Here is a 23819-nt window from a genome sequence, read left to right as displayed (position 1 = left end):
GGGCGCGACCGGGCGTGCCGGCGGCTCGCAGAGTCTCGGCACCGCGCACCCGTACAATCGTCTGGACATGTCACCCCGCGCACTGAAGCCCCTCGAGCCCTCTGCCACGCCGCCCGAGCTGATTCGCAACTTCTGCATCATCGCCCACATCGACCACGGCAAGTCGACGTTGGCCGACCGCATGCTGCAGATCACCGGCGTCGTCTCCGATCGCGACATGCGCGCGCAGTACCTCGACCGCATGGACATCGAGCGCGAGCGCGGAATCACGATCAAGTCGCAGGCGGTGCGGATGCCGTGGACGACCGGCGACCAGACGTTCGCACTGAACATGATCGACACTCCCGGGCACGTCGACTTCACCTACGAGGTCTCGCGGTCGCTCGCCGCGTGCGAGGGCGCGATCCTCCTCGTCGATGCGGCTCAGGGCATCGAAGCCCAGACGCTCGCGAACCTGTACCTGGCTCTCGAGAACGACCTGCAGATCATCCCGGTCCTGAACAAGATCGACCTCCCCGCGGCCGACCCCGAGAAGTACGCGAAGGAGCTGGCAGGGCTGATCGGCGGCCGCCCCGAGGACGTGCTGCGGGTCAGCGGGAAGACCGGCATGGGAGTCGAGGATCTCCTCGACCACGTCGTCGCGCAGATCCCGGCACCTCAGGGCGACCCGGATGCCCCGTCCCGCGCCATGATCTTCGACTCGGTGTACGACTCCTACCGCGGTGTCATCACGTACGTCCGCATGGTGGACGGCGCGCTCAACCCGCGTGAGCGCATCCAGATGATGTCGACCCGGGCGATCCACGAACTCCTCGAGATCGGCGTCTCATCACCCGAGCCGACACCGACCCGGGGCCTGGGCGTCGGCGAGGTGGGCTACCTCATCACGGGCGTGAAGGACGTGCGCCAGTCGAAGGTCGGCGACACCGTCACGAACGCTGCCAAGCCGTCGAAGGACGCCCTGCCCGGCTATACCGACCCGAAGCCGATGGTCTTTTCGGGCCTGTATCCGATCGACGGCAGCGATTACCCGTTGCTGCGTGAGGCGCTCGACAAGCTGAAGCTCTCGGATGCCTCGCTGAACTACGAGCCCGAGACCTCGGTGGCTCTCGGCTTCGGGTTCCGCTGCGGCTTCCTGGGTCTGCTTCATCTCGAGATCGTGACCGAGCGCCTCGAGCGCGAGTTCGGCCTGGACCTCATCTCGACCGCGCCGTCGGTGACTTATGAGGTGGTGACCGACGACGGGAAGACCTTCACCGTCACGAACCCCAGCGAGTTCCCCTCCGGCACCAAGATCGCCAGCGTGACGGAGCCGATGGTCAAGGCTGCGATCCTCGCGCCCAAGGACTACGTCGGCACGATCATGGAGCTCTGCCAGTCCCGCCGCGGCACGCTGCTCGGCATGGAGTATCTCGGCGAGGACCGCGTCGAGATCCGCTACAGCATGCCGCTCGGCGAGATCGTCTTCGACTTCTTCGACCACCTGAAGTCGAAGACCGCGGGGTACGCCTCGCTCGACTACGAGCCCAGCGGCGATCAGGAGGCCGATCTCGTGAAGGTCGACATCCTGCTGCAGGGCGAGCCGGTGGATGCGTTCAGCGCCATCGTGCATCGCGACAAGGCCTACGCCTACGGCGTGCTCATGACCGAGCGGCTCAAGAAGCTCATTCCGCGCCAGCAGTTCGAGGTTCCGATCCAGGCCGCGATCGGGGCCCGCATCATCGCCCGCGAGTCGATCCGTGCCATGCGCAAGGACGTCCTGGCCAAGTGCTACGGCGGCGACATCAGCCGTAAGCGCAAGCTCCTCGAGAAGCAGAAGGAGGGCAAGAAGCGCATGAAGATGGTCGGTCGCGTGGAGGTGCCCCAGGAGGCGTTCATCGCCGCATTGTCGGGCGACACCGAGAAAAAGGACGGCAAGTAGGCTGGTCGTCATGCGTCGAGGGAACTTCCGGGACGACACTGTCGACTACGCCGCGGTCGGGGCGACGCAGGCGCCCGATCTCATGCACTATCCGCCGGAGCGCAGCATTCCGGCCGAGCAGTCGTGGCGCATCGGCAGCGGCGAGGCGCGCTTCCGCGCGGCCGGCGAGGCGCTGCTGTCGTGGACGGCACAGCGCGGCGCAGGGCTGGACGTCTCCGACGTGCGCCCCGCGTCCGGCCCGATGTACTCCGGCGTCAGCTTCGACGCCGAGGGCACCCCGGTCGCTCCCAGCCGCACCGAGACCGAGCAGCGCTTCGACGCCGACGGCACGCCCTACGTCAGTGCCGGCACCACGATCAGAGTCGACGGCCGGGTGAAGGGCCTCCGTGCCGATGCGGAGCTGCGCGTCATCTTCGCCGTGGAGGAGCCGCGCCGCATCGGCTTCGCGCTCGGCACGGTGAGCGATTCGGTCGTCAGCGGCGAGGAGTCGTTCATGCTCGACTGGTATGACAACGACGAGGTGTGGTTCACCGTGCGCGCGTTCGACGCGCCCCGTGCGGTGCTCTACCGAGTGCTCCCTGCGTTGACCAAGCGCCGTCGGCGCGAGCTGTTCACGCGGTACCTGCGTGCCATCTCGCCGCTGTACACGACACCCGCGTGACGCGCTGATGGGCGCCGCGCTGCCGCTGGGCGAGCCCGTTCCGGCGGACGGCTCGCTGCCGGAACTGACCCGCATCGACCGTGCGACGGACTTCGGTGTCTACCTGCATGTGCCGTTCTGCCGTGTCCGATGTGGATACTGCGACTTCAACACCTACACGTCGTCGGAGCTGCAGGGCGCACGCCAGGACCAGTACGCCGACACGCTGCTGCGCGAGATCGACCTCGCCGCGAAGGTGCTCGGTCGCGCGGGCGGCAACCGGCCGGCGACGACTGTGTTCTTCGGCGGCGGCACGCCCACGCTGCTGCCCCCGGGCGATCTCGCTCGCATGCTGGACGGCGTCCGCGAGACCTTCGGCATCGTGGAAGGTGCCGAGGTGACGGTCGAGGCCAACCCCGACACCGTCTCGCCGGCGGTGGCCGCCGAGCTGGCGGCATCCGGCGTCACCCGGCTCTCGATCGGCATGCAGTCCGCGATTCCGCACGTGCTCGCGGCCCTCGATCGCACGCACGATCCCGAGAACGTGCGCACGGCGGTGTCCGCCGCCCGGGACGCGGGCTTGGACGTCAGCGTCGACCTCATCTACGGTGCCCCCGGCGAGTCGCTCGCGGACTGGCGCGCGTCGCTGGAGGCCGCCATCGCACTGGAGCCCGATCACATCTCGGCCTACGCGCTGATCATCGAGGACGGCACGAAGCTGGCGCGCCAGATCCGCCGTGGCGAAGTAGTCGCCCCCGACGACGACCTGCAGGCCGACATGTACGAGCTCGCCGACGACCTGCTCGCGGGCGCGGGGTTCGGCTGGTACGAGGTGTCGAACTGGGCCCGCGACACCGGGCACCGCTCGCGGCACAACCTGGCCTACTGGCTCGGCTCGGACTGGTGGGGCTTCGGCCCGGGAGCGCACAGTCACATCGGGGGAGTGCGGTTCTGGAACGTCAAGCACCCCGCGGCCTATGCCCAGCGCCTCACGGCGGGCGAGTCGCCCGCCGCCGGACGCGAGATTCCGGATGCCGAGGCCCGGGTTCTCGAGAACGTGCTGCTGCGCACGCGCGTGCGTGAGGGGCTTCCGGTCGGCGAGCTTCAGGGCGAGGGCCGCCATGCCGTCGCCGCGCTCATCGCGGACGGTCTGATCGACGGCCCGACCGCGCTGAAAGGCCACGTCGTGCTGACCCGACGCGGCCGCCTGCTGGCAGACGCGGTCGTGCGCGCGCTGACCGCATGATCCTGCGGACGCGGGCGGAGGGCGTGCGGCGCCTCGTCCGGCGTCGCTCACCGCTCCTGACAGAGGCATCCGATAGAATTGGCACTCCAGTCGTGCGAGTGCCAGATGTCCTGGTGCCGACAGCAGCGTGAGGAGGCGGGATGGTCAGCGAGCGAGGCCTGCAGGTGCTGCGTGCGATCGTTCAGGACTACGTCGACACGCGTGAACCCGTCGGCAGCAAGACGATCGTCGAGCGTCACGCGTTCGGCGTGTCTGCGGCGACCATCCGCAACGACATGGCGCTGCTCGAAGACGAAGAGCTCATCGTCGCGCCGCACACCTCCTCGGGCCGCGTGCCGACCGACAAGGGCTATCGCGTCTTCGTGGACCACCTCGCTGAGATCCGCCCGCTCTCGTCGGCCCAGCGCTCGGCGATCGCGTCGTTCCTCGACGGCTCGGGCGACCTCGACGACGTGCTCGTGCGCACGGTCCGCGCACTCACGCAGCTCACCGGCCAGGTCGCGATCGTGCAGTATCCGTCGTTCGCGCGTGCCAACGTCACGCACGTCGAGCTGGTGCAGCTCGGCGGCGGACGGATGCTGGTGATCGTCGTCACCGACACCGGCCGCGTGTCTCAGCGACTGACCTTCGTCGGCGAGGACTTCGACGACACCGACCTGGCGCACATCCGCGCCCGCCTCGGGACGCTGCTGGTCGGCCGCCCGGTGCGCGAGGGACTGCAGCGCATCGCGGAGCGGCTGGAGGTGCCGGATGCCCAGGCTCCCGCGCACGAGCGCGCGACGGACGAGATCGTGCGCGCGGTCGCCGAAGAGCTCGAGGAGTTCCGCCAGGACAAGCTCGTGATGGCCGGCAGCGCCAACCTCGCACGCAGCGAGTCCGACTTCCGCGGCAGCATCTACCCCCTTCTCGAGGCGATCGAGGAGCAGGTCACCCTGCTGCGGCTGATGGGCGAGATGGTGGCCGACGAGCAGGGGCTCGCCGCGAGCATCGGCCGGGAGAACGAGGCGTTCGGCCTGGCCGAGGCATCCGTCGTCGCCAGCGACTACGACGCGACCGGATCGCTCGCACGCGTCGGCGTGCTCGGACCGACGCGCATGGACTACCCCACGAACCTCGCGACGGTCCGCGCCGTCGCGCGCTACCTCACGCGCATGCTCGAGCAGGACGACAACTCCCGCTGACGCGGACGCGCATCATCGATTCCGCGGCACGGCCGCGGCAGGAAGGCGAAAGTGGCTGACCACTACGAGGTCCTCGGCGTCGCACGCGACGCCACCACCGACGAGATCAAGAAGGCGTACCGCAAGCTGGCACGGCAGCTGCACCCCGATGTGAACCCCGGTGAGGACGCCTCCGAGCGCTTCAAGCTCGTCACCCACGCGTACGACGTGCTGAGCGACCCCGATCAGCGGGCACGCTACGACATGGGCGGCAACGACTCGCCGTTCGGTGGCGCCGGCGGGTTCGGCGGCTTCAACGACATCTTCGAGACGTTCTTCGGGGCCTCGGGCGGGTCGCGCGGAGGGCGCCCGCGCTCGCGGCGGGAGCGTGGGCAGGACGCCCTCGTGCGCGTCACGCTCGAGCTCGGCGACGTGGTGTTCGGCACGCATCGTGACATCGACGTCGACACCGCGGTGGTGTGCGAGACCTGCCAGGGGTCGTGCTGCCAGCCGGGGACGAGCCCCGTCACATGCGACATCTGCCACGGCACCGGCAACGTGCAGCGCCAGGTGCGGAGCCTGCTCGGAAACGTCGTCACGACCCAGCCGTGCAACGTGTGCCAGGGCTACGGCACCACGATCCCGTACCCCTGCGCGACCTGCCAGGGCCAGGGTCGCGTGCGCGCCCGCCGCACGGTCTCGCTCGACATCCCCGCCGGTGTCGAGACGGGCCTCCGACTGCAGCTGCCCGGCTCGGGTGAGGTCGGTTCCGCCGGCGGCCCGAACGGCGACCTGTACATCGAGGTCACGGTGTCGCCCCACGAGGTGTTCAGCCGCGACGGCGATGATCTGCTGGCCACCCTCGAGGTGTCCATGCCCGACGCGATCCTGGGCACCACGACGACGATCGAGTCGCTCGACGGCCCGGTGGACCTCGAGGTGCGCCCCGGCGTGCAGGCAGGCGACATCCTGACGATCAAGGGCCGCGGAATCACGCCCCTGCGCGGCTCGCAGCGTGGCGACCTGAGGGTCGGCGTACACGTCGTGACGCCCACGCGGCTCGATCACAAGGAGCGCGCCCTGATCGAGGAGTTCGCCAAGCGGACCAAGGCGCCGGCTCCGCGTCTCTCGGAGTTCCACCAGGGCCTGTTCGCCAAGCTGCGCGACCGCTTCCGGAACGGGTAGCCGGTGGCCCTGCACTTCCTCCTCGACGGGCCCGCTTCCGCGGCGCCGGGCGACGCCGTCACGCTGACCGGCGCCGAGGCGCACCACGCCTCCAGCGTTCGACGGGTACGTGTCGGCGAGGAGGTGACGGTCGGCGACGGCCGCGGCGCCTGGCTCACGGGCCTCGTCGAGTCGGTGGCGTCGCGGGAGGTCGTGGTGCGCATCCGCGAGCGGACGGATGCCGCGCAGCCGCGTCCGCGCGTCGTGCTCGTGCAGGCGCTCGCGAAAGGCGACCGGGACGAACTGGCGGTCCAGGCGGCCACCGAGCTGGGCGTCGATGAGATCGTGCCGTGGCAGGCTTCGCGGAGCGTCTCGCGATGGGACGCCGCGAAGGCGGTCAAGGGCCGCGCCCGGTGGACGACCATCGTGCGGGAGGCCGCGAAGCAGGCTCATCGCGCCTGGGTGCCGGAGGTGGCGGAGCTGACCACGACGGCCGGGCTCGCGCGGCGGGCCGCGGCATCCCTCGTCCTCATCCTCGAGCCGACGGCGACCGAGCGGCTGAGCGCCGTCGTGATCGAGCCGGGCGACGTCGGCGAGATCGTGCTGGTCGTCGGCCCGGAGGGCGGAATCGCACCCGACGAGCTCGACGTCCTCGCCACCGCGGGAGCGCGACTCGTCCGGCTCGGCGATACCGTGCTGCGCACGTCGACGGCCGGCCCGGCGGCACTCGCGGTCGTCAGCACCGCCATCGCGCGCTGGTGACCGCTCCGCTCGGTAACCCGAGCCCGCGGTTCGGCCCCTCGCTAGACTTGCGGGATGAGCGAGCCGTCGATCTTCACGCGCATCCGCAACGGAGAGATCCCGTCCGAGATCATCGCGGAGACCGAGAACGCGTTCGCGATCCGTGACATCGCTCCGCAGGCGCCGCTGCACCTGCTCGTGATCCCCAAGACCGAGGAGTACCGCAACGTCGTCGAGCTCGCCGCCGGCGATCCGGAGCTGATGGCCGAGCTCGTCGGCCTGGCGAACACGCTCGCCGCCGAGCATTCCGACGGGGATTTCCGCCTCGTCTTCAACACCGGCCCGAACGCGGGCCAGACCGTCTTCCACGTGCACGCCCATGTGCTCGCGGGAGGCCTCGAAGAGAAGAGTGTCGGTGCCTGATCAAGACGGTCATGAAGCCGTGAGCGACCGCGCCCGCACCACCGAGCGCATCTATGCGGACGGGGTCGCGATGGTGCAGCTGCTGGGTCCCCAGGATCGCCTGCTGCGGGTCGTCGAACGGGAGCACCCCGGTGTCGACGTGCACGTGCGCGGCAATGAGATCACCCTGACGGGCGAGGCGGACGCGGTCGCGGCAGCCCGGTCGCTCGTCGACGAGCTGCTCGCGATGACCAAGGCCGGCCACGCGCTCGGCGAGGAGGACGTCACCTCGTCGAACCGCATCCTGCGCACCGAGGGCGGCCCGCGGCCGTCCGAGGTGCTCGGCGAGGCGATCCTGTCGTCGCGCGGCCGCGTGATCCGTCCGAAGACGCTCGGCCAGAAGGCCTACGTCGACGCGATCGAGGAGAACACCATCGTGTTCGGCATCGGTCCGGCGGGAACCGGCAAGACCTACCTGGCGATGGCCAAGGCCGTTCAGGCGCTGCAGCGCAAGGAGGTCAGCCGCATCATCCTGACTCGCCCGGCCGTGGAGGCGGGGGAGCGGCTGGGGTTCCTGCCTGGCACCCTGACCGACAAGATCGACCCGTATCTGCGCCCACTGTACGATGCGCTCAACGAGATGATGGACCCGGACATCGTGCCCAAGCTCATGGCGACGGGCACGATCGAGGTGGCGCCGCTCGCGTACATGCGCGGCCGCACCCTGAACGACTCGTTCGTCGTGCTCGACGAGGCGCAGAACACCACTCCCGAGCAGATGAAGATGTTCCTGACCCGCCTGGGGTTCGGCACGCGCATGGTCGTCACGGGCGACATCACGCAGATCGACCTGCCTCAGGGCGCATCGGGCCTGCGCCTGGTGACGCGGGTGCTGGACAGGATCGACGACATCCATTTCGCCTACCTCACCAGCGACGACGTCGTGCGGCACACCCTCGTAGGTCGGATCGTCGACGCGTACACCGAGTACGACGAGCACCGCCTGGCTGCCCGCCGTGAGCGTGATGAGGCCTCCGAGTTCGCCAACCGGGCAGAGCGGCGCGCCGCCGTTCCCCGCAGCGGCGGACCCCGCGACCACCTTCCGAAGCGAGGACGCTCATGACCATCGAGATCGGCAACGAATCTGGGATCGCCGTCGACGAGACGGTGCTGCTGCGGCTCATGGAGCACCACTTCGCGGAGCTGCACGTGAGCCCGGACGCCGATGTCGCCATCCTCCTCGTCGACGAGGGCGCGATGGAGGCGCTGCACGTGCAGTGGATGGATGAGCCTGGTCCGACCGACGTCCTGAGCTTTCCCATGGACGAGCTCCGTCCGGGCACCGAGGACGCCCCCACGCCCGCCGGGCTGCTCGGCGACATCGTCCTCTGCCCGCAGGTGGCTGAGACGCAGGCGGCGGCAGCCAAGCACTCGACGCTGGACGAGCTCATCCTCCTGACCACGCACGGGCTGCTCCACCTCCTCGGCTTCGACCACGCCGAGCCGGAGGAGGAGCGCGAGATGTTCGGACTGCAGCGCGAGCTCATCACCTCCTTCCAGGCGACCGAGCGTCGACGACCGCGCGCATGACCGCTGCCCTCCTCCTGATCGCGGCCGCCCTGCTGCTCGCGTTCGGGGCACTGATGGTCGCGATCGATGCCGCCCTCAGTGTGACGTCGCGCGCGGATCTCGCCGACCTCGCCGCCGGCGACCGCAACGCCGAGCCGCTGCGCAAGATCGCGGCCGATCCTGACGCGCATGCCAACGCGGTGATCTTCATCCGTGTGCTGGCCGAGACGACCGCGGCGGTGCTGGTCACCGTCGCGTTCACGGATCTCTTCAACAACATCTGGTGGGCCATGCTCGCCGCCGCGGTGCTGATGACGGGGGTGTCATACGTCATCGTGGGCGCGAGCCCGCGCACCCTTGGCCGGCTGCACGCGAAGGGTCTGCTGCGGGGCGCGGCGCCGGTGATCCGCGGAGTGAGGATCATCCTCGGTCCGCTCGCCCACGGCCTCGTCGCCCTCGGCACCCGGATCACGCCCGGCGGCTCGCGTGGTTCGTCGTTCGCGTCCGAGGAGCAGCTGCTCAGCATCATCGACGAGGCGGCCGAGAACGAGCTCATCGAGCAGGACGATCGTGAGCTCATCCATTCCGTCTTCGACTTCACCGACACCTTCGTGCGGGCAGTGATGGTCCCGCGCACCGACATGGTGACGGTGGATGCCTCCGCCTCCACGCGCGAGGCCATGTCGATCTTCCTCGAGAAGGGCGTGTCGCGGGTGCCTATCGTCGACGACGACGCCGACGACGTGGTGGGGGTGCTCTACCTGAAGGACCTCGTGCAGTTCGGCTTCCGCGACGAGTCCGGCTGGCGCGATGCCCCCATCAGCCGCATCGCCCGGCCTGCCGTCTTCGTCCCCGAATCGATGAAGGCCGAGACCCTGCTGCAGCAGATGAAGCGCGACGCCGTGCACGTCTGCCTCGTCGTCGACGAGTACGGCGGCGTGTCGGGGCTCGTGACCCTCGAGGACCTCATCGAAGAGCTCGTGGGCGAGATCTCCGACGAGTACGACCCTCGCGCGGAGGAGGTGACCGAGCTCGAGCCCGGCCACTACCGCGTGAGCGCCCGGCTCGGACTCGACGAGGTCGGCGACCTGTTCGGCCTCGAACTGGAGGATGAGGACGTCGATTCGATCGGTGGGCTCCTGGGCAAGGCGCTGGGGCGCGTGCCGCAGCCCGGCGCGACCGCCGAGTACGCCGGCCTCGTACTCACCGGTGGTGCGTCACGCGGACGCGGACGCGGCATCTCCACCGTGTTCGTCGAACGCGGCGCACCCACTCTCGACTTGGACCGTCCGCGCACCGGCGAGATCCGCGTCCCGAGCCCTCGCACCGGCGAGATCCGGCTGCCCAAGAAGGAAGACACCCCATGACCGAGAACGACGCCACCCCGGCTCCGGAGTCCGCCACGGTCCCCGCCTCTTCCGGATCCTCTGAGCCCGCCGACGGGCGTTCGGGCTTCGTCACCTTCGTCGGCCGCCCGAACGTCGGCAAGTCGACCCTGACGAACGCGCTGGTGGGCGAGAAGGTCGCCATCACCAGCGATAAGCCGCAGACCACGCGGCGCGCCATCCGCGGCATCGTCAACCGCCCGACAGGCCAGCTCGTCATCGTCGACACACCGGGGCTCCACAAGCCGCGCACCCTGCTGGGCCAGCGGCTGAACGACCTCGTCGAACAGGTGCTCGGCGACGTCGACGTCATCGGCTTCTGCGTGCCTGCGACCGAGAAGGTCGGCCCCGGTGACCGGCGCATCGCGGAGTCGCTGGGCGGTTACAGCCGGGCGAAGAAGGTCGCGATCGTCACCAAGACGGATGCCGCGTCCCGCGACCAGATCGCCGAGAGGCTCATCGAGGTCGACCAGCTGCGGGAGGACTGGGCCGCCGTCATCCCGCTCTCCGCCCTGACCCGAGATCAGCTCGACGTGCTGACCGACGAGCTGCTCGCGCTCATGCCGAAGGGCCCCGCACTCTACCCGGACGGCGTCGTCACCGACGAGTCGACCGAGGACCGCATCGCGGAGATCATCCGTGAGGCGGCGCTCGAGGGCGTGCGCGACGAGCTTCCGCACTCCATCGCCGTCACCATCGAGGACATGTCCGAGCGCGACACCGGCTCGATGACCGACATCTTCGCGAACCTCATCGTGGAGCGCGACAGTCAGAAGGCCATCATCATCGGGCACAAGGGATCGCGCCTGCGCGACGTCGGTGCGCGTGCTCGCGCCCAGATCGAGCCACTGGTCGGCACCAAGGTCTTCCTGAAGCTGCACGTCCGCGTCGCGAAGGAATGGCAGCGCGACCCGAAGCAGCTGGGCCGCCTCGGCTTCTGACAGAGCCGCCGAGCGGCAGGACCGCCCGGTTCAACCGCCGGTCGGCGTCATCGCCGACCGGATGATGACGGTGTCGTCGCCGTACTCGGCGTTCGCGGCATCCTGCCAGCTGCCGTCGTCCCAGACGACATCGACCCAGAGCCAGCCGTCCTGCGGATGCGAGTTCAGGTACGCGTCCCCGAGGCGGTCGGGGAGCTCGTCCTGGATGGCCGTGAGCGTCGCCTCGTCGCCGGCGCCCGCCTCGCCGCCCGTCGGATCCTCCGGACGGATCGGGTCGTACAGGGCCAGCAGGATGGGGCGCTGCGTCACCGTGATCGACGTGCCGTCGTAGGTGCCGCGCACGGCGTAGGCGCCCCAGGTCACGTCGCCCGACGACTCGGCACCGTCGACACCCTCCCAGGTCCAGTTCTCGAGCGCGATCCCCGTGCACTGCGGCGGGTACGACTCGGCGACCGGTCCCAGGCAGAGCTGCACCTCACCGGCGGCGTCCAACACCGTCCCGGTCGTCGCGACCTCGCCCTCGGGCGGCACCGGTGTGATCGCACCGAGCGCCGTCGGCGGGGCCGTGCTCGCGCGATCGGCGCTCGCGCACGCGGCGGCGAAGAGCCCGACGAACACGGCGATGGCGGCGATGCCGAGCGGGCGGCGAAGACCTCTCATACCCCCATGGTGTCGTGTGCACCGCGGTCGTCTCGGATACCGGATGCCGCGGCATCCGCGTCGAGCGGTTCGCACCGTGCGCGGAACCGGGTGTAACGTGGTCACATGCGCTTCGGCGGGCTTCTCCTTCTTAGCCGCCGCGACGAGACCTCGTTCTAGGGCCTTCCTCGTCGCGGAGCTTTCTGCTGGCCCGCATCATCAGGCATCGAGCCACCCCGATCGGGTTGATGGCTCGAGACAGACGAGAGAAGCAATCGATCATGAAGAACAATCAGAAGCCTTCGGGCATGCCGGTCCACAAGTATCTGCCGTTCCACGAGCAGATCACCGTCGAACTGCCCGACCGCACCTGGCCGGACCAGCGCATCACCACCGCACCCCGCTGGTGCGCGGTGGATCTGCGTGACGGCAACCAGGCGCTCATCGATCCGATGAGCCCCGAGCGCAAGCGGGTCATGTTCGACCTGCTCGTGCGCATGGGATACAAGGAGATCGAGGTCGGGTTCCCCTCCGCCAGCCAGACGGACTTCGACTTCGTGCGTCAGCTCATCGAAGAGGACCTCATCCCGGATGACGTGACGATCCAGGTGCTGACGCAGGCGCGTGCGCACCTCATCGAGCGCACGTACGAGTCGATCGCCGGCGCGAAACAGGCCATCGTGCACCTGTACAACTCGACCAGCGTGCTGCAGCGCGAGGTCGTGTTCCGCACCGACGAGCAGGGCATCACCGACATCGCACTGGAGGGCGCGCGGCTGTGCCGCGAGTTCGAGAAGCGCATTCCCGAGACTCAGGTGTTCTACGAGTACTCGCCCGAGAGCTACACCGGCACCGAGCTCGCGTTCGCCCTCGACGTGTGCAACCAGGTGATCGAGATCTTCGAGCCGACGCCGGAGCGCAAGGTCATCATCAACCTCCCCGCGACCGTCGAGATGGCGACTCCGAACGTCTACGCCGACTCGATCGAGTGGATGAGCCGTCGCCTCGCCCACCGCGAGAACGTCATCCTCTCGCTGCACCCCCACAACGACCGCGGCACTGCGATCGCCGCGGCGGAGCTCGGGTACATGGCCGGCGCCGACCGCATCGAGGGCTGCCTGTTCGGCAACGGCGAGCGCACCGGCAATGTCGACCTGGTCGCGCTGGGCATCAACCTGCTGACACAGGGGATCGATCCGCAGATCGACTTCAGCGACATCGACCAGGTCAAGCGCACCGTCGAGTACTGCAACCAGCTGCCCGTGCACGAGCGCAGCCCGTGGGCGGGAGACCTGGTCTTCACCGCCTTCAGCGGATCGCATCAGGACGCCATCAAGAAGGGCTTCGAGGCCATGGAGGCCCGCGCGGCGGCGGCCGGCGTCACCGTCGACGAGATCGACTGGGCCGTTCCCTACCTGCCGATCGACCCGAAGGATCTCGGTCGTTCGTACGAGGCGGTTATCCGCGTCAACTCGCAGTCGGGCAAGGGCGGTGTCGCATACCTGCTGAAGACCGACCATTCGCTCGACCTGCCGCGCCGGCTGCAGATCGACTTCTCGGGCGTCGTGCAGGCGAAGACCGATGCTGAGGGCGGCGAGGTCACGAGCGACCAGATCTGGAAGATCTTCACCGACGAGTACCTGCCGGCGGAGGTCGCCGATGAGCGCTGGGGCCGCTTCGAACTGCTGGCGACGAGCACCCGCAGCGACCTGTCGGGCGATGTCTCGCTCGACATCACGCTGCGTGACGGCGACGAGCGATTCGAGGCATCAGGCCGTGGCAACGGCCCGGTCGCGGCGTTCCTCGAGATCGTCCGCGCACAGGGATTCGACGTGACGCTGTACGACTACGTCGAGCACGCCCTCAGCGCCGGTGGCGACGCTCAGGCCGCCGCGTACATCGAACTGCAGGTCGATGGCGAGCGCCTGTGGGGCGTCGGCATCGACTCGGACATCTCGACCGCATCGCTCAAAGCGATCGTGTCGGGAGTCAACCGCGCCATCCGCACGCGGCAGCGCTCCGGGGCCCTCGCGGCCGTCTGAGCGCGAACCGTCGACGGGTGCGCGCGGGTGACCCCCGCGCGCGCCCGTCGGTGTGCGCGGGCGGGCTTCAGCCCGCTCAGTGCTTGACGATCGGAATCGTCGAGGTCTCGACGGCCACCTTGCGGCGGTAGAGCGCGCGCTGTTCCGGCAGGGAGATGTCGAACATCACGGCGAGCAGCCGGATGACCGTCGTCACCACGATGCCCACGATCGCGGCGATGACCAGATCGACCCCGAGCGCGTTCGCGACAGCGAGGACGAGGCACCCGGCTCCGGCGGCGACCGCATAGAGCGAGCCGACGTGCATGATCGCCACGGGGAGGCCCATGATCATGTCGCGCAGGATGCCACCACCGACGGCCGCGCACACGCCGACGAAGACGGCCGGCACCAGGGGGAGGCCGAGCGCGAGCGCCTTGCTGGTTCCGAAGGCGCCGAACAGACCGATGACCAGGGCGTCGAGGCCGACGATGACGGCGTTGAGCCTCTGGAAGACGCCGGCGAGCAGCATCCCGAGCAGTGCCGCACCGGTGGCCGTCAGCAGGTACCAGTTGCTCTGCAGCGTGGTGGGGGTGACGTTGAGGAGCAGGTCGCGGATGAGACCGCCGCCCATGCCGACGACGACGCCGATGATCGCGACGCCGAGCAGATCGAGCCGCCGTTGGCCCCGGAAGCCCGAGGCGAAGAGCGCACCCTGTATCCCGCCGAGTCCGACGGCGGTGAGGTCCGCCCACAGCGGGATCACGAAGATCGGCTCGTCCACTCCTCCATTCTGGTCCACGCGGTGCTCGCGGCCGGACTCAGGGGATGTGCGTCCGCACCGCCGTCATGAAGCCGTCGAGGTCGTCGGCCCAGAGCCGCACGGCGCCGACCTCGTCGGCGGTGTCGCCGAGACGCACCGCCACCGGACGCTCGAGGATGACGAGGACGTTGGTCTCGTCCTGCATGCGCAGAGCGAGCGTGCGTCCGTGCGGCTCGTCGCGGATCTTCGGAGCCTTCTCGAGCACATCGCGAGACTTCTCGACACTCGCCACTGACTCCCACGGGAGGTCGATGTCGACCTCGGCGCCGGAGCGCGCCCGGATGCCTTCAGGACCGACGGCGTGCGGACGGGTGAGGAAGCCCAGCAGGAGGCCGATCATCCAGGTCACGCCCCAGATCCCCGCGACGAGGAGAGGGATGCGCACCGCCGGCCAGTCGTGGACGATCAGGTCGATGATCGGGATCTCGATCGCCGAGAGCACGATGAAGATCACCAGGATCGTGAGCACGGGGGAGTGGTAAGCGAATCCGGTGGCCCCGACGGGCACCCGCGGGCGCCGGAAGAGCCAGCGGTAGAGGCTCTTCCAGATTCCGATCTCGGCCCGCAGCGCCATCCGGGCGAGGCGCTGGGCGCGGTGCCCGAAGGACACCGGCGGGGGACTCGTCGTCTCGGTCGCACGGGGTCCGGTCATGACGGTTCGGCCTGTTCGTCCTGTCGCGCGGCGTGCTCGGCGACGAGCCGCTGCAGGGTCGTCAGCACGTGCTGCAGCGCGTCGGCGGTCACGCGCACCGTTTCGTCGTCGAGCCCGGCGACCAGGTCGCTGCCGAGCGCGTCGTGCTCGGCATCCATCGTCTCCATGATCGACAGCCCGCGCTCGGTGAGGTGGACGAGCACGGCCCGGCGATCGGTGGGATGAGCCTCGCGGCGCGCGAAGCCCGTGGCCTCGAGGGCGTCGACCAGCGTGGTGACGTTGCGCGGTGTGACGCCGATCGCCTCGGCGAGGTGTGCCTGCGTCACCGGTCCGCCCTGGTAGAGCACCCAGAGCAGGTGCGTGCGCGGCTGGGTGAGTCCCCGCCTCTCGAGCTCGCGTGCTTGATCGGCCTCCAGGACCTGCGAGAGGGCGAGAAGGGAATCCAGGATCTGCGTGCCCGACATAGTGAATAGTATACATAATGTCTACACGGCGCGGCCGTCCCCGTGAGTCTCCGCGCGCAGGGGGACTCGCCTTCCACAGGAGATTGAATCGCTCCAACGACCAGTGGAAGCGCGGTTGACCTGTTGGCGGGTCGGCCGCACGCATCACAGTCGCCGCAGCGCGATTCGCCGGCCCCGCGCGCGATCAGCTGCGCCCGGCAGCCGGGCCCGACTCAACCGAACCCGCACGGTCCGGCGCCGCCCGATCGCACCGGTACGCAGCGATAATTGACGGGTGCCCACCTACCGCGATGAAGTCGTGGTCCTTCGCACCCACAAACTGGGGGAAGCCGACAGGATCGTGACGATGCTCAGCCGCCGTCACGGCAAGCTGCGCGCGGTCGCGAAGGGCGTGCGCCGCACCTCGTCGCGCTTCGGTGCGCGGCTCGAGCCGTTCATGGTCGCGGACGTCCAGCTCTACCAGGGCCGCTCCCTCGACATCGTGCAGCAGGCCGAGTCGCTCGGCTCGTACGGTGCCGAGATCGTCGCCCACTACGACCGGTACACGTCTGCCCATGCGATGGTCGAGGCCGCCGACCGCCTCAACGAGGCCGAGGCGACGCCGCAGCAGTATCTGCTCCTCGTGGGCGGGCTTCGTGCCCTCTCTCGCGGCGAGCATGCCTCGCGCAGCGTACTGGACTCCTATCTCCTCCGTGCCATGGCGCTCTCCGGCTGGGCGCCGGGGCTCGGGGAGTGCGCCCGCTGCGGGCGCAGCGGACCACACGACACCTTCGTCGCGCAGCAGGGCGGCGTCATCTGCCGGGACTGCGCTCCGACGGGTGCGGCGCGCGTGGATGCGGCGACGGTGTCGCTGTTGCAGTCGCTCATGGCGGGGGAGTGGGATGTGGTGGATGCCGCCTCCCACGGCTCGACGGCGGCCGCCTCGGGACTGATCGCGGCTTATGCCCAGTGGCACCTCGAACGCGGCATCCGCTCCCTTTCGCATGTCTCCGCCCCGCAGGAAGGCCACCGGTGACTCCCAAGCCCTACACGCATCGCGATGCGGTGCCGTATCGCCCACTGGACTGGACCGGGGTGTACCCGCCCGAATACCCGCGCGGCGCCGTGCCCCACCATGTGGCGATCGTGATGGACGGCAACGGCCGGTGGGCAAATCGCCGTGGACTCACCCGTATCGAGGGTCACAAGGCGGGCGAGGCCGCCCTGCTCGACGTCGTCGCGGGGGCGATCCAGGCGGGGGTCAAGCACCTGTCGGTCTACGCGTTCTCGACCGAGAACTGGTCGCGCTCGCCGGAGGAGGTGCGCTTCCTGATGGGGTACAACCGCGACGTGCTGCATCGCCGCCGCGACCAGCTCAACGAGTGGGGCGTGCGCATCCAGTGGGCCGGACGCAAGCCCCGGCTCTGGTCGAGCGTGATCAAGGAGCTGCAGTTCGCGGAGCGCCTGACGGCGGGCAACGACGTGCTGACCCTCACCATGTGCGTGAACTACGGCGGCCGCATCGAGCTCGTCGACGCGATGCGCTCGATCGCCGACGACGTCGCGGCAGGCAGGCTCAAGCCGTCGGCGGTGTCGGAGAAGCTCATCCAGCGCCGCCTGTATCGTCCGGACATGCCGGATGTCGACCTCTTCCTCCGCTCGAGCGGGGAGCAGCGCACCTCGAACTTCCTGCTGTGGGAGTCTGCGTACGCCGAGTTCGTCTTCCTCGACACGCTGTGGCCGGACTTCAGCCGCGAAGACCTCTGGGATGGCATCGACGCCTACCTCGGGCGCGAGCGCCGCTTCGGCGGCGCCGTCGACACGCCGGACGCCTCGGCATCCTGACCGGCGGCGGGCTCACCCCCTGCCGGCGATCGCGCCGGCAGTCGAGCACCGGAGCGCATTCGACGGAATACAAACGACGACGTCGGCGGTTGTCCCCAGCATGACGGACGCCATCAAGATCGACGTGTGGAGCGACATCGCCTGCCCCTGGTGCTACATCGGCAAGCGCAATCTCGAGAACGGGCTGGCCGCGGCATCCGCGGATGACGACGCCCCCGCCGTGGAGGTGACGTTCCACTCGTTCGAGCTGTCGCCCGACACGCCCGTCGACTTCGAGGGCGACGAGCTCGACTTCCTCGCGAAGCACAAAGGCATGCCTCGCGAGCAGGTGCAGCAGATGCTCCAGCGCGTCACCGGCGTCGCCGCCGATGCCGGCCTCGAGTACCGCTTCGACCTCCTCAAGCACACCAACACCGTCAAGGCCCATGAACTGCTCCATTTCGCCAAGGAGCAGGGCCGCCAGCACGAGCTCGCCGAGCGGCTCATGGCCGCGTACTTCACGGAGGGTCGTCATCTCGGTCGGGAGGACGAACTCGTGGACCTCGCCACGGATGCCGGACTCGACGCCGACGCCGCGCGCGAGGCGCTGCAGAGCGGACGCTACCTCGACGCCGTCCGCGCCGATCAGGCGCAGGCCACGGCGTACGGCATCAACGGCGTGCCCTTCTTCGTGATCGACGGCAAGTACGGCGTATCGGGCGCGCAGCCCGCCGACGCGTTCGCGCAGATCGTGCGCCAAGTGTGGGCAGAGCACCGCGAGCCCGCCGGCGTCGAAGCCTGAACCTCGACAGCAACGGGCCCGCCGCGAAGCTTCGCGGCGGGCCCGTTCTCACCGGCGGAGGGGGGCGCCTCGCCTCGGTGACTGCGACGATCCCACAGGCGAGCGCCCCGTTCAGCCAAGGGACGGAATCCTGTAAGAGAATGGAGTCGTGACGACTGCCCTCGCTCCCGCGCGCACGCTGCGCATCGGGCCCATCGATCTCGATGCGCCCGTCGTGCTGGCGCCGATGGCGGGTATCACCAACACCGCGTTCCGGCGACTGTGCCGCGAGTACGGCGCCGGCCTCTACGTCAGCGAGATGATCACGACGCGCGCCCTCGTCGAGCGCAACGCCACGACGATGCGCCTCATCACGCACCACGAGTCCGAGAAGCCGCGCTCCATCCAGCTGTACGGCGTGGATCCCGCGACGACCGAGGCGGCCGTGCGCCTGCTGGTCGAGGAGGACCGCGCCGACCACATCGATCTGAATTTCGGATGCCCCGTCCCCAAGGTCACCCGCAAGGGCGGGGGAGCGGCGCTGCCGTGGAAGCTGGGCCTGTTCCGCGACATCGTCACACGCGCCGCGCGCGCGGCGGGCGACATCCCGCTGACGGTCAAGATGCGCAAAGGCATCGATGCCGACCACCTGACGTATCTCGACGCGGGTCGTATCGCGGAGGACGCCGGCGTGGCCGCCGTCGCCCTGCACGCCCGCACCGCCTCGGAGTTCTACTCGGGCAACGCCGACTGGTCGGCGATCGCCGCGCTCAAGCAGGCCGTCACGAGCGTCCCCGTCCTCGGGAACGGCGATATCTGGTCGGCCGACGACGCCGTGCGCATGATGGACGAGACAGGCTGCGACGGCGTCGTGGTCGGTCGTGGGTGCCTCGGGCGCCCGTGGCTGTTCGGCGACCTGGCCCGCGCACTCGGCGCTCCGGGCGCCGCGCCGGCCGAGCCGGTCGATGCGACCCTCGGATTCGTGGCGCGCGCCTTCCGCCGCCACGCGGAACTGCTCGTCGAGTTCTTCGAAGACGAGGGCCGTGGCTGCCGCGACGTCCGTAAGCACGTCGCCTGGTACTTCAAGGGCTACCCGGTCGGGGGCGAGCTGCGTGCGAGCCTCGCCACCGCCTCGACCCTCGCCGAGATCGACGACCTGCTGGCGACCCTCGAACTCGATGCGCCCTATCCTGGCGCCGCGGCCGAGGGTCAGCGCGGTCGCGCCGGCACCCCCAAGCGTCCCGCGCTGCCCGATGGCTGGCTGAACTCGCGCGAGCTGGGGGCCGCGGCATCCACCGCCCTCGCCGAAGCGGAACTCGACCACAGTGGCGGGTGACGTGGTCGCGGCGTCGGACCGCCCGGCGGGCTACGACGACGCCGACGCCGCCCGATTCCTCGTCGAGCACCATCGATCGCAGCGCGACGACTTCGCGCGCGACCGTGCGCGGGTGCTCCACTCCGCTGCACTGCGCCGACTCGCGGCCAAGACGCAGGTGCTCAGCCCCGCGAGTCCCGCGGACTTCGCGCGCAACCGGCTGACGCACTCGCTCGAGGTGGCACAGGTGGGTCGCGAGCTCGCGACGGCGCTAGACCTGGCGGCCGACGTCGTCGACACCGCGTGCCTCAGCCACGACCTCGGGCACCCGCCCTTCGGTCACAACGGCGAGCGGGCGCTCAACGAGTGGGCCGAGGACGTCGGCGGGTTCGAGGGCAATGCGCAGACCCTCCGCATCCTCACCCGCCTCGAGCCCAAGGTCTTCGACGCCGACGGCCGCAGTGTCGGGCTGAACCTCACGCGTGCGAGCCTCGACGCCGCCTGCAAGTACCCGTGGACCTCGGATCATCCGCTGCCCGACCCGGGCGGCCGGCTGAAGTTCGGGGTGTACCCCGAAGACGAAGCGGTCTTCCGCTGGCTGCGCGCCGATGCTCCGGGCCGGGTGCGCTGCATCGAGGCGGAGGTCATGGACCTCTCGGACGACATCGCGTACTCGGTGCACGACTTCGAGGATGCGGTCGTCAACGGCTACCTCGACCCCGAGCGTCTCGCGGATCCGCGTGAGCACGAATGGCTGCTGACGGCGATCCAGTCGTGGGTCGGCTTCGACTTCGCTCGCGACGAGCTTGAGGACGCCCTCTTCCGGCTCACGCGCATGCCGGAGTGGATCGACTCGTTCGACGGCACCCGCGCCGCTCTCGCCCGCCTGAAGAACCTGACCTCCGACCTCATCGGGCGCTTCGCACGCGCCGCGACCACCGCGACGCGCGAGTCGTACGCCACCTCGGTGCTCACCCGCTATCGCGGGCACCTCGTGGTGCCACGGATCGTCGAGGCCGAGATGGCCGTGCTCAAGGGCGTCATCGGCGCGGCGGTCGTCTCCATCGAAGGACGCAAGGAGCTCTACAAGGAGCAGCGGCGCCTGCTGAAGCGCCTCGCCACTGCACTGTGGGAGCGGCCCGACGCACTCGACCCGCTGCATGCGGAGGACTTCGCGGCGGCGGAGACGGATGCCGCGCGCCGCCGTGTCGTCGTCGACCAGGTCGCCAGCCTCACCGACCAGCTGGCGATCGCCTGGCACGGCTCGCTCGTCGGGCCGGTGGATCCGGCATCCGTCGGCGTGTGGGCGCCCGGCGCCCGGCCGATGGATGCGGCGGAGCGCGCCGCGCGCCATCCGTCCGAGGTGCGCTGATGGCGGGACGTATCCGTCAGGCGGACGTCGACGAGGTGAAGTCCCGGACGAACATCGCCGACATCATCGGAGAACGGGTCGCACTCAAGTCCGCGGGCGTCGGCTCGTTGAAGGGCCTGTGCCCGTTCCACGACGAGCGCAGCCCGAGCTTCAACGTCCGCCCGCAGGCCGGCTTCTATCACTGCTTCGGCTGCGGCGAATCGGGCGACGTCTACTCGTTCCTGCGTGCGATGGACCATGTGACGTTCACCGAGGCCGTCGAGCGCCTCGCGGGCCGCATCGGCTACTCCCTGCACTACGAAGACGGCGGCTCCGCTCCCGAGCACACCGGGCGCGCCCGGCTGTACGCCGCCAACGCCGCGGCTGCGGAGTTCTTCCGCTCTCAGCTGATGACGCCCGAGGCCGACATCGCGCGCCGCTTCCTGGGCCAACGCGGGTTCGACGCCGGCGCGGCCGGCCACTTCGGCGTGGGATACGCCCCCAAGGGATGGTCGGGCATGCACTCCGCCCTCCGTGCGCAGGGTTACACCGACGAGGAGCTCTCGTCGGCGGGCCTCGTGTCGCAGGGCCAGCGCGGCGTCTACGACCGCTTCCGCGGGCGGGTGGTGTGGCCGATCAGGGACGTCACCGGCCAGGTGCTCGGCTTCGGCGCGCGCCGGCTCCACGACGATGACAACGGGCCCAAGTACCTCAACACGCCCGAGACCACCATCTACAAGAAGGCCCAGGTGCTCTACGGCCTCGACCTCGCCAAACGCGAGGTCTCGCGTCAGCACCGCGTCGTCGTCGTCGAGGGGTACACCGACGTGATGGCGTGCCATCTGGCCGGCATCACGACGGCGATCGCCACCTGCGGCACCGCGTTCGGCTCCGACCACATCACCGTGCTGCGGCGGGTCATGGGCGACGACTCCACGGCCGGTGAGGTGGTCTTCACCTTCGATCCGGATGCTGCGGGCCAGAAGGCGGCGCTGCGCGCGTTCGCCGACGCCAAGCGGTTCAACGCCCAGACGTATGTCGCGACCGGCCCGGAAGGGCTCGACCCCTGCGATCTGCGCCTCGCGCGGGGGGACGGCGCCGTGCGCGCCCTGCTCGAGACCAAGGTGCCGATGGTGGAGTTCGTGCTCGACCAGCGCATCTCGGGGTACGACCTCGCCAGCGTGGAGGGACGCGTCGGCGCGCTGCGTACCGCGGCTCCCGTGGTCGCCGAGCTGCGCGACCCGCTGCTGCAGCCCGAGTACGTACGGGTGCTCGCCCGCCGGCTCGGCATGGATACCGAAGACGTGCGCCGCGAGGTCGAACGCGCGGGCCGCACCACCACCACCAGCGGTCGCCGCGAGGGCTCCCCGGTAGCCGAGGCCGTCGCTCCCGACGCCGAGGGGGCGCTGCGCGTCACGCTCGCGACGCTGCCGCGCACGCCCGGGGTGGCGATCGAGCGCGACGCCCTGATGGGGGTGCTGCAGTTCGGCCACCGCATGGACCCGGCGCTCGTGGCGCGCGCCCTCGAGCTGCCCTTCCGTCATCCGGCGCTCGATGCCGTCCGCGTCGCCGTGCGCGACGTCTCGAGCATGCAGCGCCCCGGCTGGGCAGTGGATGCCGTCGCCACCGTCCGCGAGCCCTACCGCGCGCTCGCCGCCGAGCTTCTCGCCGGTGACTTCCCGGCGCTGAGCGACGAGGCCGCCGTGTCGTCAGCGAGCGATCTCGCGCGGCGACTCGTGATGCGCGGCCTCGACCGCGAGAAGTCCGAGCTGCTGGGCGCCATCCAGCGGGTCCCCGCCGACTCGGAAGAGGGACGCCGCATCCGGCTGCGACTGCGCGAACTCGACGCGACCCGTCAGGCCATCGCGGACGAGGCGTCCTGATCCCGCCGCGCCTGCTGGCGCCGCGGACCGCCGCGCGGCAGGATATGAGGATGGCTCGCCGAAGAGACGCGGATGTCGCGATCGACTGCTCCGATCTATCGATCGCCCGCCGTGCGGGCCGTGGGGGCGCGTCCCAGCGCGTGGTGGACGGCGTTTCGTTCCGCCTGGACCACGGTGGCATCCTGGCGCTGATGGGGCCGACCGGTTCCGGCAAATCGTCGCTCGCCGCCGTGCTGGCCGGTGCCGATGAGGCGGGGCTCACCGTGGTGGGCGGGCGGGGCCTCGTCGAGGGCATCCCGGTGCGCCGTCCGGGCCGCGCCCACCGCCAGCTCACCTACTACGCCGGTTATCTGCCGCAGTCGGCGGGTGCCCGGCTCCCGGCACGTCTCACCGTCGCAGAGGTGATCGGCGAGCCGATCACCAGCCGCGATCGCCGCGTGAGTCCCCGCGCGCTGGCCGTCCGGGTGGCATCCCTCCTCGACGAGTTGATGCTGCCGCTTGGAGCGGCAGCCAAGTACCCGTACGAACTCAGCGCGGGCATGCGCCAGCGAGTCGCGCTGGCGCGCTCACTCGTTCTCCAGCCGCGCGTGCTCATCGCAGACGAGCTGTTCGCGAACATGGACGTCGAGGTGCGTAAGGCGGCGCGTGCGGCGGTCCTGCGCCGTCGCAAGGAGCTGAACATGGCCACGCTCATCGTGACCAACGAGCGGGACGTCGTGAACGAACTGGATGCCGATGTGCTCGTGCTCCGCGCCGGGCACGCGGTCGCATTCGGACATGGCACGCAGGACCTGCTCTGGACGCCCAGCGGCGAGGCCGACAGACGTCTCGTGAGCTCCTGACGGGGTGGCTGTGGTCGTCAGCACGGCCCGGGCTTTGCTAGTATGGTCTGGTTGCCCGCGCGAGAGCGCGGACCAT

General features: G+C 69.8%; 23 protein-coding genes. 19 read left to right on the top strand and 4 right to left on the bottom strand.

The window, feature by feature from the left end; translation table 11 throughout:
• Positions 1-67 precede the first annotated feature (67 nt).
• From lepA to era, 11 genes are all read left to right on the top strand, one after another.
• A complete protein-coding gene (gene lepA, locus NCG93_RS03935; RefSeq protein ID WP_194415315.1) occupies positions 68-1921 on the top strand; it encodes a translation elongation factor 4 in 1854 nt (617 codons plus the stop codon).
• Between the two features lie 10 nt (positions 1922-1931).
• Positions 1932-2582, top strand: coding sequence for a DUF1990 domain-containing protein (locus NCG93_RS03930; RefSeq protein WP_194415316.1), 651 nt, complete (start codon positions 1932-1934; stop codon positions 2580-2582).
• Positions 2583-2589: 7 nt separating this feature from the next.
• The gene (hemW, locus tag NCG93_RS03925; protein ID WP_194415317.1) at positions 2590-3807 is read left to right on the top strand and encodes a radical SAM family heme chaperone HemW; all 1218 of its coding nucleotides are present in this window, start codon (positions 2590-2592) and stop codon (positions 3805-3807) included.
• A gap of 140 nt (positions 3808-3947) precedes the next feature.
• Positions 3948-4988 carry a heat-inducible transcriptional repressor HrcA gene (hrcA, locus tag NCG93_RS03920; RefSeq protein WP_194415318.1) on the top strand — a complete coding sequence of 347 codons (1041 nt, stop codon included), beginning with the start codon at positions 3948-3950 and terminating at the stop codon, positions 4986-4988.
• Between the two features lie 51 nt (positions 4989-5039).
• Positions 5040-6152, top strand: a complete 1113-nt coding sequence (dnaJ, locus tag NCG93_RS03915; RefSeq protein WP_194415319.1) for a molecular chaperone DnaJ — start codon at positions 5040-5042, stop codon at positions 6150-6152.
• A 3-nt stretch (positions 6153-6155) separates the two neighbouring features.
• On the top strand, positions 6156-6893 hold the full coding sequence (locus tag NCG93_RS03910) for a 16S rRNA (uracil(1498)-N(3))-methyltransferase (RefSeq protein ID WP_194415320.1): 738 nt from the start codon (positions 6156-6158) through the stop codon (positions 6891-6893).
• Between the two features lie 54 nt (positions 6894-6947).
• The gene (locus NCG93_RS03905) at positions 6948-7295 is read left to right on the top strand and encodes an HIT domain-containing protein (RefSeq protein WP_194415321.1); all 348 of its coding nucleotides are present in this window, start codon (positions 6948-6950) and stop codon (positions 7293-7295) included.
• 70 nt (positions 7296-7365) lie between these two features.
• A complete protein-coding gene (locus tag NCG93_RS03900) occupies positions 7366-8397 on the top strand; it encodes a PhoH family protein (RefSeq protein ID WP_206687913.1) in 1032 nt (343 codons plus the stop codon).
• Positions 8394-8864 carry an rRNA maturation RNase YbeY gene (gene ybeY / locus NCG93_RS03895; RefSeq protein ID WP_194415322.1) on the top strand — a complete coding sequence of 157 codons (471 nt, stop codon included), beginning with the start codon at positions 8394-8396 and terminating at the stop codon, positions 8862-8864. The genes NCG93_RS03900 and ybeY overlap by 4 nt, the downstream gene beginning before the upstream one ends.
• Positions 8861-10210: a hemolysin family protein gene (locus NCG93_RS03890; RefSeq protein ID WP_194415323.1), complete on the top strand. Its 1350-nt coding sequence runs from the start codon at positions 8861-8863 to the stop codon at positions 10208-10210. Before ybeY ends, NCG93_RS03890 begins: the two co-directional genes overlap by 4 nt.
• Positions 10207-11169: a GTPase Era gene (gene era, locus NCG93_RS03885; protein WP_194415324.1), complete on the top strand. Its 963-nt coding sequence runs from the start codon at positions 10207-10209 to the stop codon at positions 11167-11169. Before NCG93_RS03890 ends, era begins: the two co-directional genes overlap by 4 nt.
• A gap of 30 nt (positions 11170-11199) precedes the next feature.
• On the opposite strand, the gene NCG93_RS03880 is transcribed toward era, so the two are convergent.
• Positions 11200-11829, bottom strand: coding sequence for a hypothetical protein (locus tag NCG93_RS03880; RefSeq protein ID WP_194415325.1), 630 nt, complete (start codon positions 11827-11829; stop codon positions 11200-11202).
• A 260-nt stretch (positions 11830-12089) separates the two neighbouring features.
• On the opposite strand from NCG93_RS03880, the gene leuA reads away from it, so the two are divergent.
• A complete protein-coding gene (leuA, locus tag NCG93_RS03875) occupies positions 12090-13850 on the top strand; it encodes a 2-isopropylmalate synthase (protein WP_194415326.1) in 1761 nt (586 codons plus the stop codon).
• Between the two features lie 76 nt (positions 13851-13926).
• Here the strand turns inward: leuA and NCG93_RS03870 are convergent, their stop codons facing one another.
• The 3 genes from NCG93_RS03870 to NCG93_RS03860 are packed head-to-tail and all read right to left on the bottom strand — an operon-like array spanning position 13927 to position 15768.
• Positions 13927-14613: a trimeric intracellular cation channel family protein gene (locus NCG93_RS03870; protein WP_194415327.1), complete on the bottom strand. Its 687-nt coding sequence runs from the start codon at positions 14611-14613 to the stop codon at positions 13927-13929.
• 37 nt (positions 14614-14650) lie between these two features.
• Entirely contained in the window at positions 14651-15304 is a 654-nt protein-coding gene (locus tag NCG93_RS03865; protein WP_194415328.1) for a hypothetical protein, read from the bottom strand.
• The gene (locus NCG93_RS03860; RefSeq protein WP_194415329.1) at positions 15301-15768 is read right to left on the bottom strand and encodes a MarR family winged helix-turn-helix transcriptional regulator; all 468 of its coding nucleotides are present in this window, start codon (positions 15766-15768) and stop codon (positions 15301-15303) included. Before NCG93_RS03860 ends, NCG93_RS03865 begins: the two co-directional genes overlap by 4 nt.
• Before the next feature lie 274 nt (positions 15769-16042).
• On the opposite strand from NCG93_RS03860, the gene recO reads away from it, so the two are divergent.
• The 7 genes from recO (at position 16043) to NCG93_RS03825 (ending at position 23743) form a co-directional block, all read left to right on the top strand.
• On the top strand, positions 16043-16783 hold the full coding sequence (gene recO / locus NCG93_RS03855) for a DNA repair protein RecO (RefSeq protein ID WP_194415330.1): 741 nt from the start codon (positions 16043-16045) through the stop codon (positions 16781-16783).
• The gene (locus NCG93_RS03850; protein ID WP_194415331.1) at positions 16780-17592 is read left to right on the top strand and encodes an isoprenyl transferase; all 813 of its coding nucleotides are present in this window, start codon (positions 16780-16782) and stop codon (positions 17590-17592) included. Before recO ends, NCG93_RS03850 begins: the two co-directional genes overlap by 4 nt.
• Before the next feature lie 100 nt (positions 17593-17692).
• Complete coding sequence (locus NCG93_RS03845; RefSeq protein WP_194415332.1) at positions 17693-18373, top strand: DsbA family oxidoreductase; 681 nt, start codon at positions 17693-17695, stop codon at positions 18371-18373.
• Positions 18374-18521: 148 nt separating this feature from the next.
• On the top strand, positions 18522-19688 hold the full coding sequence (gene dusB / locus NCG93_RS03840; RefSeq protein ID WP_194415333.1) for a tRNA dihydrouridine synthase DusB: 1167 nt from the start codon (positions 18522-18524) through the stop codon (positions 19686-19688).
• Positions 19678-21039 (top strand): deoxyguanosinetriphosphate triphosphohydrolase, encoded by a 1362-nt coding sequence (locus NCG93_RS03835; RefSeq protein ID WP_194415334.1) that lies wholly within the window; start codon positions 19678-19680, stop codon positions 21037-21039. Before dusB ends, NCG93_RS03835 begins: the two co-directional genes overlap by 11 nt.
• Entirely contained in the window at positions 21039-22901 is a 1863-nt protein-coding gene (gene dnaG / locus NCG93_RS03830; RefSeq protein WP_194415335.1) for a DNA primase, read from the top strand. Before NCG93_RS03835 ends, dnaG begins: the two co-directional genes overlap by 1 nt.
• Positions 22902-22951: 50 nt before the next feature.
• Positions 22952-23743, top strand: coding sequence for an ATP-binding cassette domain-containing protein (locus tag NCG93_RS03825; RefSeq protein WP_194415336.1), 792 nt, complete (start codon positions 22952-22954; stop codon positions 23741-23743).
• The last annotated feature ends 76 nt before the right edge of the window (positions 23744-23819 follow it).

It is taken from the genome of Microbacterium yannicii (genome assembly GCF_024055635.1).
Taxonomy (GTDB): Bacteria; Actinomycetota; Actinomycetes; order Actinomycetales; family Microbacteriaceae; genus Microbacterium; species Microbacterium yannicii.
The sequence above is the reverse complement of the archived record's forward strand: the minus strand, read 5'-3'. Positions and strand labels throughout refer to the sequence as shown.

Bases quoted from the DNA above. Each gene is read 5' to 3' on its own strand.
- lepA (WP_194415315.1), top strand. From the start codon at position 68: ATGTCACCCCGCGCACTGAAGCCCCTCGAGCCCTCTGCCACGCCGCCC.
- NCG93_RS03930 (WP_194415316.1), top strand. From the start codon at position 1,932: ATGCGTCGAGGGAACTTCCGGGACGACACTGTCGACTACGCCGCGGTC.
- hemW (WP_194415317.1), top strand. From the start codon at position 2,590: ATGGGCGCCGCGCTGCCGCTGGGCGAGCCCGTTCCGGCGGACGGCTCG.
- hrcA (WP_194415318.1), top strand. From the start codon at position 3,948: ATGGTCAGCGAGCGAGGCCTGCAGGTGCTGCGTGCGATCGTTCAGGAC.
- NCG93_RS03905 (WP_194415321.1), top strand. From the start codon at position 6,948: ATGAGCGAGCCGTCGATCTTCACGCGCATCCGCAACGGAGAGATCCCG.
- NCG93_RS03900 (WP_206687913.1), top strand. From the start codon at position 7,366: ATGGTGCAGCTGCTGGGTCCCCAGGATCGCCTGCTGCGGGTCGTCGAA.
- ybeY (WP_194415322.1), top strand. From the start codon at position 8,394: ATGACCATCGAGATCGGCAACGAATCTGGGATCGCCGTCGACGAGACG.
- NCG93_RS03890 (WP_194415323.1), top strand. From the start codon at position 8,861: ATGACCGCTGCCCTCCTCCTGATCGCGGCCGCCCTGCTGCTCGCGTTC.
- era (WP_194415324.1), top strand. From the start codon at position 10,207: ATGACCGAGAACGACGCCACCCCGGCTCCGGAGTCCGCCACGGTCCCC.
- NCG93_RS03880 (WP_194415325.1), bottom strand. From the start codon at position 11,829: ATGAGAGGTCTTCGCCGCCCGCTCGGCATCGCCGCCATCGCCGTGTTC.
- leuA (WP_194415326.1), top strand. From the start codon at position 12,090: ATGAAGAACAATCAGAAGCCTTCGGGCATGCCGGTCCACAAGTATCTG.
- NCG93_RS03865 (WP_194415328.1), bottom strand. From the start codon at position 15,304: ATGACCGGACCCCGTGCGACCGAGACGACGAGTCCCCCGCCGGTGTCC.
- NCG93_RS03860 (WP_194415329.1), bottom strand. From the start codon at position 15,768: ATGTCGGGCACGCAGATCCTGGATTCCCTTCTCGCCCTCTCGCAGGTC.
- NCG93_RS03845 (WP_194415332.1), top strand. From the start codon at position 17,693: ATGACGGACGCCATCAAGATCGACGTGTGGAGCGACATCGCCTGCCCC.
- dnaG (WP_194415335.1), top strand. From the start codon at position 21,039: ATGGCGGGACGTATCCGTCAGGCGGACGTCGACGAGGTGAAGTCCCGG.
- NCG93_RS03825 (WP_194415336.1), top strand. From the start codon at position 22,952: ATGGCTCGCCGAAGAGACGCGGATGTCGCGATCGACTGCTCCGATCTA.